We start from the raw sequence: 16907 nt of genomic DNA on the forward strand, positions 1-16907 counted from the left end.
ATAATGCGTTAACGATTTTTCCGGGAGTTCCCATGAGCAGCACTGCGCCCGCCAACGAAGGCGAAAAAATCCTGATTGTCGATGACGATGCCCGGTTGCGGCGCTTGCTCGAGCGGTTTCTCGATGAGCAGGGTTATCGCGTGCGAACTGTGGAAAGCGCCGAACAGATGGATCGTCTGCTCAGCCGCGAGCTGTTCCATCTGGTTGTGCTGGACCTGATGATGCCGGGTGAGGACGGGCTTTCTGCGTGTGCCCGTCTGCGCGAGGGCGGCAACCAGATTCCGATCATCATGCTGACCGCCAAGGGCGACGAGGCCAGCCGTATCCACGGCCTGGAGCAGGGCGCGGACGATTACCTGGCCAAGCCGTTCAACCCGCGCGAGCTGCTGGCGCGGATTCGTGCGGTCTTGCGTCGGCAGGCGCCGCAGGTCCCGGGTGCGCCGGGTAGCGAAGACGAGACCGTGACCTTTGGCGACTATGAGCTCTTCTTGGGCACCCGCGAGCTGAAAAAGGGCGATCAGGTACATATGCTCACCACCGGTGAGTTCGCCGTGCTCAAGGCGCTGGTCCAACACGCCCGCGAGCCGCTGACCCGCGACAAGCTCATGAATCTTGCGCGGGGGCGTGAATGGGATGCGCTCGAACGTTCCATCGACGTGCAGATTTCCCGCCTGCGCCGCCTGATCGAACCGGACCCATCCAAGCCGCGCTACATCCAGACGGTCTGGGGCGTGGGGTACGTGTTCGTGCCAGACGGCAACAAGTAAGCGGCGCGCATCATTCTCAGGCGGCGGACACCGTTGTGTCCGTCGTTTCCGTTAATCAGCCTGCTCGCTCGGGTTGCTCGATAACCGGCGTTCGCGCCGTGGCTCCTCTATGAAAGCCCCGCTCTGGTTCCCGCAAAGCTTCTTCGCCCGCACGCTATGGATGGTGCTGATCGTCGTGCTGTTCTCCAAGGTACTGATGCTGGTGTACCTGATGATGAACGAGGACGTCATGGTCGACCGCCAGTACAGTCATGGCGCGGCGTTGACGTTGCGTGCGTACTGGGCCGCCGACGCCGAAAACCGGGAGCGCATCGCGCAGGCGGCAGGCTTGCAGCGGGTCACCACGGAGGAGGTGCCACCCAGCGAATACCACTGGCCCTATACGGAGATCTTCCAGCGGCAGATGCAGGCCGAGCTCGGTGTCGAGACCGACGTGCGGGTTCGTATCCAACCTGACACGGCGATCTGGGTTCGGGCGCCAAGCTTGGGGCCGGATTGGCTGCAGGTGCCGCTGTACGCCTATCCCTTGCGTGGCCAACGGATCTGGAGCGTGCTGGGCTGGTTCCTCGGGATCGGGTTGTTGTCTACCGCGGCGGCGTGGATTTTCGTCAGCCAGCTCAATCTGCCACTCAAACGCCTGGTTTATGCGGCACGGCAGATCGGCAAGGGGCGCAGCGTTCGGCTGCCGATCAGCGACACGCCGAGCGAGATGACAGAGGTCTATCGTGCATTCAACCAGATGGCCGAAGACGTGGAGCAGGCTGGACGAGAGCGAGAGCTGATGCTGGCTGGCGTCTCCCACGACTTGCGCACGCCCCTGACGCGCCTGCGCCTTTCGCTCGAACTGATGTCCAGCGATGCCGAGCTCACCGAGGACATGGTTCGCGATATCGAGGATATGAACGCCATTCTCGACCAATTCCTCGCCTTCGTTCGTGATGGCAGCGATGAACTGGTTGAAAACATCGATCTGGGCGAGCTGGTGCGCGAGGTCGTGGCGCCTTACAACCAATACGGTGAATCCGTGCGGCTGTGCGTTGAGCCTATGCCGCAATTGGCGCTGCGGCGGGTGTCGATCAAGCGGCTGCTGGTCAATCTGATCGAAAATGCGTTGCGCTACGGGGGGCATGGTGTGGAAGTCGCCGCGCATGTGTCGGGCGACAGCAACGCGCCTTATGTGGTACTCAGCGTGCTCGACCGAGGCACGGGGATCGATCCCAACGAGCTAGGCGAAATCTTCAATCCGTTCATTCGCGGCGATAAAGCGCGTGGCGGCCAGGGCGCGGGGCTGGGATTGGCGATCGTCAAGCGGATCGCCTCGCAACATGGCGGGGTCGTTGAGTTGCGTAACCGCGAAGGTGGCGGCCTCGAGGCGCGAGTCAGCCTGCCGCTGGGCCTGCTCTTGCCGCGTGATGCGGTGCAGCAGAGCAAGCCCAAGGGCTAGTCATGCGGAACTGCCGAGCCGACTGGCTAGCTGTTCAGCCCTTGCCTCTGGTGCGGGTCAGATGAGGGCCGGCGTTCTTTTCCAGATACTGGATGATCAGCCCGGCGACATCCTTGCCAGTGGTGTCTTCGATGCCGGCCAGTCCTGGAGAGGAGTTCACTTCCATCACCAGCGGGCCGTGATTGGAGCGCAGGATGTCCACGCCAGCCACGCTCAGGCCCATCACCTTGGCGGCGCGGATGGCCGTCATGCGCTCTTCCGGGGTGATCTTGATCAGGCTGGCGGTGCCGCCGCGGTGCAGGTTGGAGCGGAATTCGCCGGGCTTGGCCTGACGTTTCATCGCGGCGATCACCTTGTCGCCAACGACGAAGCAGCGGATGTCCGCACCGCCGGCTTCCTTGATGTATTCCTGGACCATGATGTCCTGCTTCAGCCCCATGAAGGCCTCGATCACCGACTCGGCGGCCGTGGCGGTTTCGCACATAACCACGCCGATACCCTGGGTGCCTTCGAGCACCTTGATCACCAGGGGCGCGCCGCCAACCATCTGGATCAGGTCGGCGATGTCATCGGGTGAGTGAGCGAAGCCGGTCACCGGCAGGCCGATGCCTCGTCGGGCCAGCAGTTGCAATGAGCGCAGCTTGTCACGGGAGCGCGCGATGGCCACCGATTCGTTGAGTGGAAACACGCCCTGCATCTCGAACTGACGCAGCACGGCGCAGCCGTAGAAAGTCACCGAGGCGCCAATGCGAGGGATCACCGCATCGAAGCCTTCCAGAGGACGACCGCGATAATGAATCTGGGGTTTATGACTGGCGATGTTCATGTACGCGCGCAAGGTGTCGATCACGACGACCTCATGGCCACGTTGCTGGCCGGCCTCCACCAGGCGGCGGGTCGAATACAAACGCGGGTTGCGCGACAGCACGGCGATTTTCATTGGGCACCGGGAGAGGTAAGGGTCTGGGGTTTTTCCTGCACGTAGGTGCGTGCAGGGTCGACCAGCCATTTGCCGTCCATGAGGGCTTTTGACCCCAGTAGAAGGCGATAGCGCATGGTCTTGCGGCAGGTAAGAGTGAATTCGACGGGCCACAGGTGATCGCCCAACGCCAGCAACGTGCGCACCACATAACGCGTTTGCGCCTGGCCATTGGAACTCTTGATGAGCTTGCGTGCGACTACCGGTGCTTCGCAGCGATGGCGGCGTTGCACCAGCGTCCCCAGGTGTGCCGTAAAACGGACCCAGCGTTCGCCATTGCGCTTGAATTCGCTGATGTCGGTCGCATGTAAGGCAGAGGTGCTCGCGCCGGTATCGATCTTCGCGCGCAGGCCGACCACGCCGAGCTCGGGCAGGGCGATCCATTCGCGCAAACCGATGATTGTCTGGAGGTCGGGATTGTTCAAAGGCGTATCCAGCAAATTTCCGCGCATTCTAGACAGGCAGCATGACAACCGCATATCCCCACATCAACCTATGACAACGAGACGCTAGGCAGAGTTGAACCATGAATGAGAAAGACGACGGTAAAGTCCGTCTGGACAAATGGCTGTGGGCGGCGCGCTTTTTCAAGACGCGTGCCCTGGCGAAAGCGGCCATCGAAGGCGGCAAGGTGCACTGCAAGGGCGAGCGCTGCAAGCCAAGCAAGGAACCCAAGCTCGGAGAGCAACTGGTAATACGCGCCGGCTTCGATGAGCGCACCGTGGTAATTCGCGCGCTGTCGGCAGTGCGCAAGGGCGCACCTGAAGCGCAGCTGTTATACGAAGAGACCGCCGAAAGCCTGGCCCGCCGTGAGCACGCCGCGGCGATGCGCAAGGCCGGAACCCTGGGTGTCGAGACCGACGGCCGGCCGAGCAAGAAACAACGCCGCGCCTTGCAGCGCTTCCATTCGGACGCCAGTTGAGTGCCGCTGGTTGGATGGTCGCCACTTTCGCCCTAGAATGCGGTCCCTTCTCCTAGGCGTCGCCTGATAGACGAGACGTGCAACGTCCCGCTGTGCGCTGACGGCCCCGAACGCCCACCTGCTCTGGTCATGCCCATGCTCGAATCCGATAACACCCAGCGTTTCCTCTTCGATGATACCGACGTGCGCGGCGAATGGGTCGGGCTTGAGCGCAGCTACGCCGAGGTGTTAGCCAAGCACGCATATCCTGAACAGGTTGCCCAGCTGCTCGGCGAACTGCTTGCGGCGGCCGCCCTGTTGGTCGGCACGCTTAAATTCGAAGGTCTGATGGTGCTTCAGGCTCGCTCGGCCGGCCCGGTGCCGCTGCTGATGGTCGAGTGTTCCAGCGATCGCGAGGTGCGCGGTATTGCCCGTTACCACGAAGACCAGCTGACACCGGGTGCAACGCTGTCGGAGCTGATGCCCGAAGGCGTGCTGGCGATGACCATCGACCCAGCCAACGGCCAGCGTTATCAGGGCATCGTTGGCCTGGACGGTGTGACCCTGGCGGAAAGTCTGTCGAGCTATTTCGCTTCGTCCGAGCAATTGCCGACGCGCTTCTGGCTTGCTGCTGATGGCCGCCGCGCCTGCGGGATGCTGTTGCAGCAGCTGCCGGCCGATCGCATCCGAGACGGAGAAGAGCGCGAAGCCAGCTGGGAGCACCTGCGGACCCTGGCCGATACTCTTTCAACCGAGGAGTTGCTGGGCCTGAACTCCGAGACCATCCTGCATCGTCTCTATCACCAGGAGCAGGTTCGGCTATTCGAGCCACGGCCGATCGTGTTCCGCTGCAGCTGCTCACGCGAGCGTTCGGCCAGCGCGGTCATGAGCCTGGGGCAGGACGACGCCGAGCAGCTCTTGCAGGAGCAGGGCGGGGCGATCACCATCGATTGTCAGTTCTGTAATCACAGCTACCGCTTCGACGCGGCCGATATCGCTCAGCTATTCGCTGGCGCTGGAACGGAAGGGCCTTCTGGCACCCGACATTAAAGGGTTCCGGCCGATAGGAACCTTTTCGCCATCATGCCCTCATACCCAGCGCAGCGTCATTTCTGTCATAATCGCGCGCACTTTTTTTCGGTGTAGTTCACTGTACCGTGGGCTACAACAGCATGGAGGAATCGGCCCAGGGCCGACGGGATACTCATGACGCAAGCCACTAACGCCGTGTACATCGATATCAGCACCGCCCAACTGGTTGAAGAAGCCATCAAACGCGGTGAGGGTGAATTGGCCGCCAATGGCGCGCTCGTCGTGAAAACTGGCCACCGTACCGGTCGTTCGCCAGCGGATCGCTATATCGTTGAAGAGCCCAGCACCAAGGATTCCATTGCCTGGGGCGCGATCAACCGTCCGTTCCCCGCTGATAAGTTCGACGCCCTGTGGGATCGCGTCGAGACCTTCAACAAGGCTCAGGGCCATTTCGTTTCCCACGTTCATGTAGGGTCCTCAGAGGGTCAATACCTGCCTGTCAAGATGACCACGGCCACCGCCTGGCAGAACCTCTTCGGTCGTCAGTTGTTCATCAATCCTGAGCAGTACAACCCGGCCGGTAAAGATGAATGGCAAGTGCTGAACATCGCCAACTTCGAATGCGCCCCCGAGCGTGACGGCACCAATTCCGATGGTTGCGTGATCATCAACTTCGCTCAGAAGAAGGTGCTCATCGCTGGCATGCGTTACGCCGGCGAAATGAAGAAGGCCATGTTCTCTGTACAGAACTACCTGTTGCCGGAAGCCGATGTGCTGCCGATGCATTGCGCCGCCAACATCGGTGAAGAGGGTGACGTCACGCTGTTCTTCGGCCTGTCCGGCACCGGCAAGACCACTCTGTCGGCTGACGAGTCGCGCTACCTGATCGGCGATGATGAGCACGGCTGGGGCACCGGCGTGGTGTTCAACATCGAAGGTGGCTGCTACGCCAAGTGCATCGACCTGTCCGAGAAGAACGAGCCGGTCATCTGGAAAGCCATCCAGTTTGGCACCGTGCTTGAGAACGTCGTGCTGAATGACGAGCGCGCCCCTGACTACACCGACGACAGCCTGACCCAGAACAGCCGTGCGGCCTACCCGCTGGAATACGTCGAGAAACGTTCCGAGAAGAACCTTGGCGGCGAGCCAAACGCGGTGATCTTCCTGACCTGCGACCTGACCGGCGTTCTGCCTCCGGTATCGATCCTCAATGAAGAGCAGGCCGCTTACCACTTCCTGTCCGGCTACACCGCGCTGGTGGGTTCCACGGAAATGGGTTCCGGCAGTGGCATCAAGTCGACCTTCTCCACCTGCTTCGGCGCGCCGTTCTTTCCGCGTCCGGCCGGCGTTTATGCCGAGCTGCTGATCAAGCGTATCCAGGCGTTCGGCTCCAAGGTCTATCTGGTGAACACCGGCTGGACCGGTGGCGGCTACGGCGTCGGCAAGCGCTTCAACATCCCGACCACGCGGGCCGTGATCGCGGCGATCCAGAGCGGCGCATTGGTTGGTGCCGAAACCGAACATTTGCCGATCATCAACCTCGACGTGCCGAAGGCTGTTGCGGGTGTCGACACCCAGCTGCTAAACCCGCGCAATACCTGGGCTGATGCCAACGCTTATGATGAAGCAGCGAAGGAGCTGGCGAACAAGTTCATCGAGAACTTCAAAAAGTTCGACGTTTCCGACGCCATCAAGGCGGCCGGCCCGCAGCTCTAAGCGGCGCCAAGCCTTGAAAAAAAGCCGCCTTCGGGCGGCTTTTTTGTGTGCACTGTCCCGTCCTAAATAAGGTTTACACCTTCTGCCTGCGAATTTGGAGAGTTCGATGGAGCAAGGTGTTAAGCGTACACAGCGTGATTATTCGCTGACCTTTAAATTGGCGGTGGTTGATCAGGTCGAAAAAGGCGAGCTGACCTACAAACAGGCTCAGCAACGCTACGGCATTCAGGGCCGATCCACCGTTTTGGTATGGTTGCGTAAGCATGGTCGGCAGGATTGGAGCCAGGGGGCATCCATTCGAGCCGACAGGAGCCAAGCCGTGACCGATCCCAAAGACCTTACGCCTGAGCAACGTATCAAGGAGCTGGAGCAACAACTGCAGTTCATGAGTCAGAAGGCCCAGTTTTTCGAAGCCGTGGTCGATGTGCTGGAGAAGGATTACGGCGTTTCGATCGTAAAAAAGCGACCCGGCAAGTCCTCTCGCAAGAACAAATCCAAGGGCTGACCATCGTCAGGGCTTGCCAGTTTCTATCCATCAGTCGTCAGGCTTACTACAAGCGCAACCGTGTTGCTGATGAGCGTCATAGACAGGATGAACAGGTCGCGCAATATGTTCAGCGCATAAGGCTGCGCCAAGCGCGGATCGGTACGCGCAAGCTGCATTATCTTCTGCGCAGCCAGGCCAATGACCGCTTGAAAGTGGGGCGTGATCGGCTGTTCAGGATCCTGGCAGAGCGCCGGTTATTGATCCAGCCCAAGCGTGCCTATCACAAGACCACCCAGAGTTTTCATCGCTTTTATCGGCACCCAAACCTGCTCAAATCAGGGCCTGATCAGGTCAAGGCGAAAGCGCCCAACCACGTGTGGGTAGCGGATATCACATACCTGCCAGGTCGAAACGGCCCTCTGTATCTGAGCTTGGTCACTGATGCCTACTCACGAAAAATCGTCGGCTATCACGTCCATGAGGGCTTGCAAGCAGAATCAGTCGCGGTCGCGTTCCGGCAGGCATTGAAAGAGCGGCAGGGTAATCATGCACTCGTCCATCACTCCGGCCGAGGAATACAGTATTGCTCGGCTCTCTACCAGGCGCTGCACAAGCGCCATGGTGTCCAGTGTTCGATGACAGATGGATACGACTGCTATCAGAACGCGCTTGCGGAGCGGGTGAATGGAGTTCTGAAGAACGAATTACTGTTAGCGAGTCCCGATGACCTGATACAGGCCAGATCGATGGTCAGCGAGGCCATCAGGATCTACAACACAGAGCGACCGCATATGGCCCTGAAATACAAAACGCCCGATGCAGTGCATCGAGCGTTCTAGATAACGCAAATCTAGGCGAAACAGGTGTAAACCTATTTCAGGACTAGACACACTGATCCGAGGGGAGATGGGATGGGGCTCGCAGGCCGTATCGCCTGCCCACACCTTGAGCTCGCGGTGCGGGTACTAATCGAGCGATCCGATTGGTTCGATCAGCCAAGACGGGTGGATTCGATGGATGCCTGCGCTAGCATAGCGGCCACGTTTACACCCTATCGGAGCCCCACCATGCAGATCGAAGAAGCCATCCAGTCCCGCCGCGCCGTCAAAGCCTATGACGCCAGCTTTCAGCTTAGCCGCGAAGAGAAGGATGAATTGTTGAAGCTGGCTCTGCTCGCGCCTTCAGCGTTCAACCTGCAACATGTTCGCTTCGTCGAAGTGAGCGACCCGGAACTGCGAGCACAGATCCGCGAGGTAGGCTGGGACCAGGCACAGATGACCGATGCGTCCATGCTGGTAGTGGTTTGTGCACAGGTCGATAGCTGGGAACAGAACGCCCGCCGCGCCTGGGAAGGAGCGCCGGCCGAAGTGCAGGACTACATGGTGGGGGCCATCGACAACTACTACCGTGGCAAACCCCAAGTACAGCGTGACGAAGCGATGCGCAGCTGTGGACTGATGGCCCAGACGCTGATGCTTGCTGCGCGTGGAAAGGGCCTGGATTCGTGCCCGATGGATGGCTTCGACTTCGACGCGGTCGCCAAGCTGATCAACCTGCCCGACAACCACGTCATCGCCTTGATGGTCGCGGTCGGCAAGCGCGCTGTCGAGCCGAAACCGCGGATCGGCAAGCTGCCATTCGATGAAGTCATTATCCGCGATCGTTTCTGATTGCTGCTGACAGGGCGCGCAACGCGCTCGCTGTCAGGCCGCGCGCCGATCAGCACAGGGCTGATCGGTGTCGTCTGGTATCGCTGGTATTGCTTCAGTTCTGATTCTTGCAGCTGTCGGACAGGGTTCTGTAGGCCAGCTTACGCTCCTTACCGGTGGAATCCCGATAGGTCATCACTGCGTCGGTGACCTCGCAGTAAGGCGTTGGGCTTATCTTGACCGAGACGACCGAAGCGATATCAAGTCGAGTGCCATAGACATAGGTCTCGACCTCAGTGTTCTGGGCCTGAGCGAGGGATGAAAAGAGCAGGGCTGTGGCAATGAAGGTGGCGCGCATGGCAGGTCATCCTGTTGTGGATCATAGAGGTGTCCTGTTCGCGTTTCGAATCACCTGATCCGGCAACGCTTATGCTTGTTCTCAGGAGCTGCGCAATCCTAGAAGTAGATAGCCTGCTAACGATAATTGCCGATCCCAATCCCGCTCATTACTTGAAATGCGTTGCCGTTTCGCTTGTTAGATGATCTCGGTGGCGCCAGCTATGCCTGCTCGGCTCTTCCAGACGGCTGACCACTGGCACATGCCAGCTTTGCAGTACCCTCTCCCTCCTTTTGCTACCCTCCGGCCTCCAGTCAAAGGAGTGACTCAGCATGATTGAACAGACGCTTTCGCAGACATTCGGCTACGACGGCTTCCGTCCCGGTCAGGAGCAGGCCATTCGCGCCGTGGTGGCAGGGCGCTCTGCAGCGGCGATCTTCCCTACCGGGTCGGGGAAGTCTCTGTGCTACCAGCTGCCAGCGATACTGTTGCCGCACCTGACATTGGTGGTCTCGCCCTTGCTGGCATTGATGCAGGACCAGCTGGCCTTTCTGCATCGGCACGGTATTGCTGCGGGCAGCATCGATTCGGCGCAGAGCCGCGAGCAGGCCAGTGAGACCATGGCGCGAGCGAAGTCGGGCGAGTTGAAGGTCCTGATGATTTCCGTGGAACGGTTGAAGAACGAGCGCTTCCGCAGCTTTATCAGCCAGGTGCCCATCTCGCTGCTCGTCGTGGACGAGGCACACTGCATCTCCGAGTGGGGGCACAACTTCCGCCCGGATTACCTCAAGCTTCCCGACTACCAGCGACAATTCAACATCCCCCAGGTGCTGCTGCTGACCGCCACGGCCACCCCACCGGTAATCGCCGACATGGAGCGCAAGTTCGCGATTGCCGCTGACGATGTGGTGACCACGGGTTTCTACCGACCCAACCTCAACCTACTGGTGGAGCCGGTCAGCGGCTTCGCCAAGCAACGCCGGCTCGTGGAGTGGCTGGACGGCAAGAGTGCTCAGCCCACCATCGTCTATGTCACTCAACAGAAAACCGCCGAGCAGGTGGCCGAGCACCTGGGGCAGCGAGGCTTCCCGGCCAGCGCCTACCACGCAGGAATGGGTCACGAGTTGCGCGAGTCGATTCAGCGCCGCTTCATGATCGGCGAGTTGAACTGCATCGTTGCCACCATTGCCTTTGGCATGGGCATCGACAAGTCGGACATCCGTAACGTGGTGCACTTCGACCTGCCCAAGTCTGTGGAGAACTACAGCCAGGAAATCGGCCGGGCCGGGCGCGACGGGCAGCCTTCCGATTGTCTGGTGCTGGCCAATCGCGACAGCCTCAGCGTGTTGCAGAACTTCGTCTATGGCGACACGCCAGAGCAAGAGGGCATCCGCTGCGTGCTGGACGAGCTGTTGCAGGCCGGGGCGGGCGGGCAATGGGAGTTGATGCTCAACCAGCTCTCGGACCTGAGCAACATCCGCCAGTTGCCGCTGAAGACCTTGCTGGTGCAGCTGGAGCTGCGGGGCATTATCGCGCCGCGCTTTGCTTATTTCGCCGAATATCGCTTCAAATATCTGCTGGAGCCCGAGGCGTTGGTAGCGAAATTCGAAGGCGAGCGACGGCAGTTCGTCGAGGCCATCGTGAATAGCTCGGCCCGGGCGAGAACCTGGTGCACGCTGGATTTCGAGACGCTCTATCAGCAGTACGGCGCCGATCGGGCACGGGTGGTCAGCGCGCTCGAGTATTTTCAGGAGAAAGGCTGGATCGAGCTGGAAAGCAAGCAGATGACTGAAGTCTATGCGTTGCTCGATCCGAGCTTCGATGCCGAGGCTTTGAGTAGCGACCTGCATGCCTATTTCAAGCAGCACGAAGCTAGCGAAATCACTCGCATCGACAACATGCTGGCGTTGTTCGAGTGCACTGAATGTCTGAGTCAGCGGCTGGCTGCCTATTTCGGCGATCTGCACGCACCACAGCACTGTGAGCATTGTTCGGTTTGCCACGGTCAGGTCGCGCAACTACCGGAGCCGCCGGCACTGCTGCCGCTCAGCGAGATTGATGTCGATGCCCGCTGCGCCGACTTCAGTGAGCGTTACAGACAGCTCAAGGGCACCGCGCCCAGCGCCGAATGCCTGACACGCTTTCTCTGCGGCATCAGCGTCCCGGTGTTTACCAAGCTGAAGGCGCGGCAGATACCGGGTTACGCGTCGCTGGAAGCCTATCGCTACGCCGAGGTTCGTGCCCGCCTGACAAGTTAGGGTGCGGTTGCGGCCAGGCCGTTTAGCCGGTGTTGCTTGCCAAGGCTTGAACACCCGAGAGCGACACCGGGACGGTCTGCCCACGCGGCGCTGCTATCTGCAGGTCCAGCAATTTCTTTATTCGACTATGGTGCTCATCCATGCATGCCGGATAGGCGGCAGAATGCCACTCGACTATCCAGTCGCCAGCGAGTCTGGTTCGATGTGCCTGAAGGAGCTGTCGATTCATAAGGAAAGGTCGTTTGGTCAGATTCCGATCAACGACATCACGCCGCGGACCTTGCTGTCGATAACAACGACGATCTGCCAGGAATGACGCTATGTCTCGCTTTTTTACTGATCTCGGATTCCGCTGGAAAATCACCCTTCCGATAATCGCGCTAGCCCTGCTGTTGGTGCTGATGGGGCTGGTTGGCATGCGCGGCGTCGACCAGGTCGCCGAATCGAGCCAACGCATGGCGACCCGGCAATTGCCTGCCATCGTCTTGCTGCTCAGTGCCGACCGGGACCTCTACCAAGCCTTCGTTGCCGAGCGAAGCCTGCTTGACAATGACGCGGGTGACCACGTCCAAGCGCTGAAGGCCAGCCACGCCGAAAACCTCAAGCAGGCCTACGACCGCGTGCAGGAATACGCTGCCATGCAGCCGGGTGCGGATGCGCTGGCGCTGGTCGAACAATTCAACCGTGGCTTCCAGGAGTGGGCGCAGGTTTCGCGGCGGGTGATCGAGCAGATCGATATCGACCCGCAGGGAGCCAGTGCCTTGAGCTTCGGCGAGAGCGAGACGCGCTTCGGGACCATGCGTGATGCCATCGACAAGCTGGGCGATCTCGAAGCTGATGCGGCAAACCGTGAAGGCGAGGCCGCCATCGCTGAAGGTGAGGAGACCGCAGGACAGCAGGTCATCGTGCTGATGATTGGTCTGGCCGGCTGCGTGCTGCTGGTGGTGGGCTTGCCCTTGGTCGTGCTGCGACCGATGCGCCGACTGCTCGAACGTGTTCAGCAGATTGCCGAAGGCGACGGTGATTTGCGCGCTCGGCTGGATGTGCGCTCGGCCGACGAGTTGGGCCAGCTAGGTAATGCCTTCAACCGGTTCCTCGACACCTTGCAGCCGCTGATTGCCGAAGTTGGCCGGGTGACTACCGAGGTCGATGCTGCTGCGCGCAGCATGGCCGGGATGGCCGCGACCAATGATCAGCTGATCAGCAGCGAGCACGCCGCGGTGGATCAGGTCAGTACTGCCGCTACCGAGATGAGCGCGGCGGTCCACGAGGTTGCGCTCAATGCGCAAAACGCTTCGGATGCGGCGCGCGACGCCGAAAGCCAGTCACTTCAGGGCGCGGCGGTGGTCAGCGGCACCATCGAATCGATTCGTCAGCTGGCTCAGGAGGTCGAAAGCACCTCCCAGACCATTGAGACGCTGGCTGAAGAAACCAAAAGCATCGGCGCGGTACTCGAAGTGATTCGCGGCATCGCCGAGCAAACCAACCTGCTTGCGCTCAACGCCGCCATCGAAGCAGCCCGGGCTGGTGAACAGGGCCGGGGCTTTGCGGTGGTGGCTGATGAAGTTCGTGCATTGGCCGCACGCACGCAGGATTCGACCAAGGACATCCAGCTGCGCATCGAGCGCTTGCAGACAGGCGTTTCCAAAGCGGTGCAAGCGATGCATGCCGGCAGTAGCAAGGCACGCGACAGTGTGGAGCGCGCCGCCGGGGTTGATCAGGTGCTGGCCGACACGACGCATTCGGTTCAACGCATCAACGACATGGCCGCGCAGATTGCCACGGCGTGTGAGGAGCAGAGCAGCGTCACTGAAGAGATCGCGCGCAACATCAGTGACATCCGGGAACTGTCCAACGATGCGGCAGACAACTCGGCCAGGAGCATGCAGGCCAGCCAGCAGCTTTCTGCGCTGTCGCAGAACCTGGCGGCGTTGGTTGGCCGCTTCCGCGTTTGAGGGAAAGCGCTGCATTCAGGCGCCGGTCGGTGTGCCGGCGTCGAACGCGCTCCAGAGCAGCTTGCCCAGCCCCACATCGTCCGGCAAAAGCAACAGGCTGAGCAAGAACACCAGAATCAGGCCCAGGGCATAGATCAGGTTGATCAGTCGCTGTTTCCGGCTCCGACGTGCCTTCGGTGCAGCTCCGCTCGGCTGAGCGGCAGGCTGGGTAGGTTTCGGGTGCATCATTGTCTCGGTAAGGGGCGGGCTGGATGGAGAAATCCGGCGCAGACCATGGGCGGTGCGAATTAGAATCGAAATAGAGGCGTAATGCCACTATCGGCTCGGTAGCCCTATCGAATGGCCGCTGTGGCCGTTACCAGGACGATTTCCATCGGTCGCTGTAACAAACGGAAAAGCTCTCGCCCCGGTATCGAGCGGTGGTCTCATCCGTGTCGACCATACTCAAGCGTCGACGCCGCCCGATCGACCCGGAGATCCGCCATGCAGACGCGCCGCAAGCTGATTTATCGTTCCGCACTTTTAGCGACCCTCGCCGCGTTGGGGCTACTGCTGCCACCTCTGGCGAGAGGCATCGAACCGCTTAGGATGCGCCGGATTCCTTCAACGAGCGAGATGCTTCCGGTGGTCGGGCTGGGCACCTCGCGAACACATGACATCCCTATGGACGACCCCGACATGCAAGCCCTGCTGGATGTGCTGCGAGTGTTCGTTGAGGGCGGCGCCAAGGTGATCGACACCGCGCCAAGCTACGGCAATGCCGATCGGGTAGTAGGCGAGCTGGTGCAACGGCGTGACGCGAGAGATCAGGTCTTCCTCGCAACCAAGGTTTCCGCCACCGGACGTGAGCGCGGTCTGGCGCAGATCGAAATGAGCTTCGAGGCGCTGCAGACCGACACCATCGATCTGATACAGGTTCATAACCTGCAGGACACAAGTGTCCAGCTCGCCTTGCTGCGAGAGCTCAAGGACCAGGGCCGTATCCGGTACGTTGGCGTGACGCACTATGTCGAGTCGGCCCACGACCGGCTCCTGGAGGTGCTGAAGCAGGAGCCGGTCGACTTCGTGCAGTTCAACTATTCCGTCAGTGAGCGCAATGCGGAAAAACGGCTTTTGCCTTATTGCGCCGACAATGGAATCGCCACGCTGATCAACCGACCCTTCACGCGTGGCAACCTGTTGGACCGGGTCAAGGGCAAGCCTCTGCCTGCTTGGGCACCAGAGCTCGATGCCACTTCCTGGGCGCAGCTGCTGCTCAAGTTCATCCTGGCCGAGCCGGCTGTCACTACGGTGATTCCCGCGACCTCTAACCCCCGCTATATGGCTGACAACATCCTGGCTGGGCAAGGCCGCTTGCCGGACGCACGTCAACGGGAACTGATCGTCGAAGCCTTTCGTTGAGCGGCGTGCACCTGGCATAGCAGGAGGCCGGATGGCTGGTCCGTTTGCGTCACGAGCCGCTGCTTTGATCAATGCCCGTCCCGGGGAGGTTCGTGCGGCCCTGGTCGGATTCGGTCTGTTCTTCTGTCTGTTCGCCGGCTACTTCATGCTGCGGCCGATACGTGAGTCGATGGGCATACAGGGCGGCGTCGACAACCTGCAGTGGCTGTTCACCGCCACGTTCTTTGCGATGCTGCTCGCCGTTCCGCTGTTCGCCTGGCTCAATTCGCGCGTCGCGCGGGTCCACTACATCAACTGGGTGTACGGCTTCTTCTGTCTCAACCTGCTGCTGTTCGCCGCGCTGTTTTTCTACATGCAGGACAGTACCTGGCTGGCCCGCGTGTTCTACGTATGGATTTCGGTCTACAACCTGTTTGTGGTCTCTGTGGCCTGGAGCCTGATGGCCGATGTGTTCGATTCCAGTCAGGCGCGTCGCCTGTTCGCCTTCATCGCCGCCGGTGCCAGCGTCGGTGGGCTGGTGGGACCGGCACTCAGTGCGCTACTGGTAGGCGTTTTCGGGCAGTTCGGGTTGATGCTGCTGGCCGCTTTGCTGCTCCTCGCTGCCGTTGTACTCAAACATTATCTGATGGTCTGGCGGGAGGTGCTGGGAGCCGGCCGGCCCGGCGCCGAGCGGACCGAAAGCCCTCGCCGCCCGGTTGCTGGCAATCCATTCAGCGGGCTAACGCGTGTGCTGGGTTCGGGTTACCTGCTGGGAGTTGCCGCGTTCGTACTGCTGCTGACCACCGCGAGCACTTTTCTCTATTTCGAACAGGCGCGTCTGGTCGCTGAACTCTTTCCGGATCGCACCGAACAGGTTCGCGTATTCGGCGCAATCGATTTCGTGGTGCAGGCCGGTGCGCTGGTGTCACAGTTGTTCATCACAGGTCGAGTTGCTCAGCGGCTTGGCGTACGCGTGCTGCTTGCTGCAGTCCCGGCGCTGGTCTGTCTGGGCTTTGTCGGTCTGGCGTTGGCGCCCACCTTCGCCGTGCTGGCGGCTGTGATGATCGTGCGGCGCATCGGCGAATACGCGTTCGTCCGTCCGGGTCGCGAAATGATCTTCGCGCCGCTGGACGCCGAGAGCAAATACAAGGCGAAGAACTTCATCGACACCGTGGTCTATCGCGGCGGTGACGCCATCAGTGGCTGGGCCAAGACCCTGCTTGACAGCCTCGGCCAGGGGGCCTGGCTGGTTGCGCTGGTGGGTGCTTTCTGTGCGGCAATCTGGGGCGTGTTGGGTTGGTTCCTCGGGGCTCGAGCAGATCGAAAGCGTTCCAGTGAAGGGCCCTAGCAGAGCAATCCAACCCGCCAGACCCGTCCGATACGCGGGTTCAGTGACCTGCGTCAGCCGAGGCAAGCCCGACTGTCGTGACAATCGCTCCAGACGAAGCCGGTGAACCTCGGCGCAACAGGCGCCTCGAACCTTAGTAGGTACGTCATCAATCAGGAGTAGTCGTATGCATGTTCAAGTCAACAGCCACCATATCCCCGGTAGCGTCGAGCTGCATGAGTGGGTCGGTTCGACTGTCGAGGAGCGGCTGGAGCGCTTCGACGATTTCATCACGCGCATCGAGGTGCATGTCAGCGATGAGAACGCGCAAAAGGCCGGCGCCGATGACAAGCGCTGCCAGATCGAAGCGCGTCCCAAGGGGCATCAGGCCGTATCGGTGACGCACAAGGCCGAGTCCTTGCAACTGGCCGTCGACGGTGCCGCTGAGAAGATGCGTCACGCTCTGGAGCATCTGATGGGCAAGTTGGATACCAAGGTGCTCTCGGGTGGCGAACTCAATGATCCATTGCTCGATGAGCAACCGCAGGCGGTGAAGGATGCGATGCTCGAAGAGGAGTTTCTTCAGAAGCAGGACGATCTCGACAGGTGACAGTTCGGCCCCGGTTGCCGACCGGGGCCTCCTCTTGATTCGCGCCGCACAATCTTTCACGTCGA

Annotated in this window: 17 protein-coding genes; 13 read left to right on the forward strand and 4 right to left on the reverse strand. The window is 60.6% G+C overall.

Annotated elements, in window-relative coordinates; genetic code table 11:
- Positions 1-32: 32 nt before the first annotated feature.
- Both ompR and JQR87_RS00800 read left to right on the forward strand, forming a co-directional pair.
- Complete coding sequence (ompR, locus tag JQR87_RS00795) at positions 33-767, forward strand: osmolarity response regulator transcription factor OmpR (RefSeq protein ID WP_407293596.1); 735 nt, start codon at positions 33-35, stop codon at positions 765-767.
- 109 nt (positions 768-876) lie between these two features.
- Positions 877-2211, forward strand: coding sequence for an ATP-binding protein (locus tag JQR87_RS00800; RefSeq protein ID WP_407293594.1), 1335 nt, complete (start codon positions 877-879; stop codon positions 2209-2211).
- Between the two features lie 34 nt (positions 2212-2245).
- Here the strand turns inward: JQR87_RS00800 and rimK are convergent, their stop codons facing one another.
- Both rimK and JQR87_RS00810 read right to left on the reverse strand, forming a co-directional pair.
- Positions 2246-3151: a 30S ribosomal protein S6--L-glutamate ligase gene (gene rimK, locus JQR87_RS00805; RefSeq protein WP_407293592.1), complete on the reverse strand. Its 906-nt coding sequence runs from the start codon at positions 3149-3151 to the stop codon at positions 2246-2248.
- Positions 3148-3615: an ATP-dependent zinc protease family protein gene (locus JQR87_RS00810; protein WP_434157855.1), complete on the reverse strand. Its 468-nt coding sequence runs from the start codon at positions 3613-3615 to the stop codon at positions 3148-3150. The genes rimK and JQR87_RS00810 overlap by 4 nt, the downstream gene beginning before the upstream one ends.
- 101 nt (positions 3616-3716) lie before the next feature.
- Here JQR87_RS00810 and JQR87_RS00815 point away from each other — a divergent pair, with 101 nt between their 5' ends.
- The 5 genes from JQR87_RS00815 to JQR87_RS00835 all read left to right on the forward strand — a co-directional run bounded on the left by JQR87_RS00815 (position 3717) and on the right by JQR87_RS00835 (position 8996).
- Complete coding sequence (locus tag JQR87_RS00815; RefSeq protein WP_407293588.1) at positions 3717-4112, forward strand: RNA-binding S4 domain-containing protein; 396 nt, start codon at positions 3717-3719, stop codon at positions 4110-4112.
- A 135-nt stretch (positions 4113-4247) separates the two neighbouring features.
- The gene (hslO, locus tag JQR87_RS00820; RefSeq protein WP_407293586.1) at positions 4248-5141 is read left to right on the forward strand and encodes an Hsp33 family molecular chaperone HslO; all 894 of its coding nucleotides are present in this window, start codon (positions 4248-4250) and stop codon (positions 5139-5141) included.
- A 156-nt stretch (positions 5142-5297) separates the two neighbouring features.
- On the forward strand, positions 5298-6839 hold the full coding sequence (locus JQR87_RS00825) for a phosphoenolpyruvate carboxykinase (protein WP_407293584.1): 1542 nt from the start codon (positions 5298-5300) through the stop codon (positions 6837-6839).
- 106 nt (positions 6840-6945) lie between these two features.
- Positions 6946-8165 (forward strand): IS3 family transposase gene (locus JQR87_RS00830; RefSeq protein ID WP_407293582.1). Its coding sequence is split into 2 segments (ribosomal slippage): positions 6946-7294 and positions 7294-8165, totalling 1221 coding nucleotides; the frame shifts between segments, so codons are not numbered across the junction.
- 228 nt (positions 8166-8393) lie between these two features.
- Entirely contained in the window at positions 8394-8996 is a 603-nt protein-coding gene (locus JQR87_RS00835; RefSeq protein WP_407293580.1) for a nitroreductase family protein, read from the forward strand.
- A 94-nt stretch (positions 8997-9090) separates the two neighbouring features.
- On the opposite strand, the gene JQR87_RS00840 is transcribed toward JQR87_RS00835, so the two are convergent.
- Positions 9091-9333, reverse strand: a complete 243-nt coding sequence (locus JQR87_RS00840; RefSeq protein WP_407293577.1) for a DUF2790 domain-containing protein — start codon at positions 9331-9333, stop codon at positions 9091-9093.
- A 311-nt stretch (positions 9334-9644) separates the two neighbouring features.
- On the opposite strand from JQR87_RS00840, the gene JQR87_RS00845 reads away from it, so the two are divergent.
- The 3 genes from JQR87_RS00845 (at position 9645) to JQR87_RS00855 (ending at position 13525) form a co-directional block, all read left to right on the forward strand.
- Positions 9645-11570, forward strand: a complete 1926-nt coding sequence (locus JQR87_RS00845) for a RecQ family ATP-dependent DNA helicase (RefSeq protein WP_407293574.1) — start codon at positions 9645-9647, stop codon at positions 11568-11570.
- Positions 11571-11733: 163 nt separating this feature from the next.
- Entirely contained in the window at positions 11734-11886 is a 153-nt protein-coding gene (locus JQR87_RS00850) for a hypothetical protein (protein WP_407293571.1), read from the forward strand.
- 4 nt (positions 11887-11890) lie between these two features.
- Entirely contained in the window at positions 11891-13525 is a 1635-nt protein-coding gene (locus JQR87_RS00855; protein WP_407293569.1) for a methyl-accepting chemotaxis protein, read from the forward strand.
- Positions 13526-13540: 15 nt separating this feature from the next.
- Here the strand turns inward: JQR87_RS00855 and JQR87_RS00860 are convergent, their stop codons facing one another.
- Positions 13541-13750, reverse strand: coding sequence for a hypothetical protein (locus tag JQR87_RS00860; RefSeq protein WP_407293566.1), 210 nt, complete (start codon positions 13748-13750; stop codon positions 13541-13543).
- A 258-nt stretch (positions 13751-14008) separates the two neighbouring features.
- On the opposite strand from JQR87_RS00860, the gene JQR87_RS00865 reads away from it, so the two are divergent.
- From JQR87_RS00865 to JQR87_RS00875, 3 genes are all read left to right on the forward strand, one after another.
- Positions 14009-14926 carry an aldo/keto reductase gene (locus tag JQR87_RS00865; protein WP_407293565.1) on the forward strand — a complete coding sequence of 306 codons (918 nt, stop codon included), beginning with the start codon at positions 14009-14011 and terminating at the stop codon, positions 14924-14926.
- 31 nt (positions 14927-14957) lie between these two features.
- The gene (locus tag JQR87_RS00870; protein ID WP_407293564.1) at positions 14958-16253 is read left to right on the forward strand and encodes an NTP/NDP exchange transporter; all 1296 of its coding nucleotides are present in this window, start codon (positions 14958-14960) and stop codon (positions 16251-16253) included.
- A 166-nt stretch (positions 16254-16419) separates the two neighbouring features.
- Positions 16420-16842 carry an HPF/RaiA family ribosome-associated protein gene (locus tag JQR87_RS00875; RefSeq protein WP_407293563.1) on the forward strand — a complete coding sequence of 141 codons (423 nt, stop codon included), beginning with the start codon at positions 16420-16422 and terminating at the stop codon, positions 16840-16842.
- The last annotated feature ends 65 nt before the right edge of the window (positions 16843-16907 follow it).

Origin of the sequence: Stutzerimonas stutzeri (genome assembly GCF_051028275.1) — a bacterium.
GTDB classification, from domain to species: Bacteria; Pseudomonadota; Gammaproteobacteria; order Pseudomonadales; family Pseudomonadaceae; genus Stutzerimonas; species Stutzerimonas stutzeri_AS.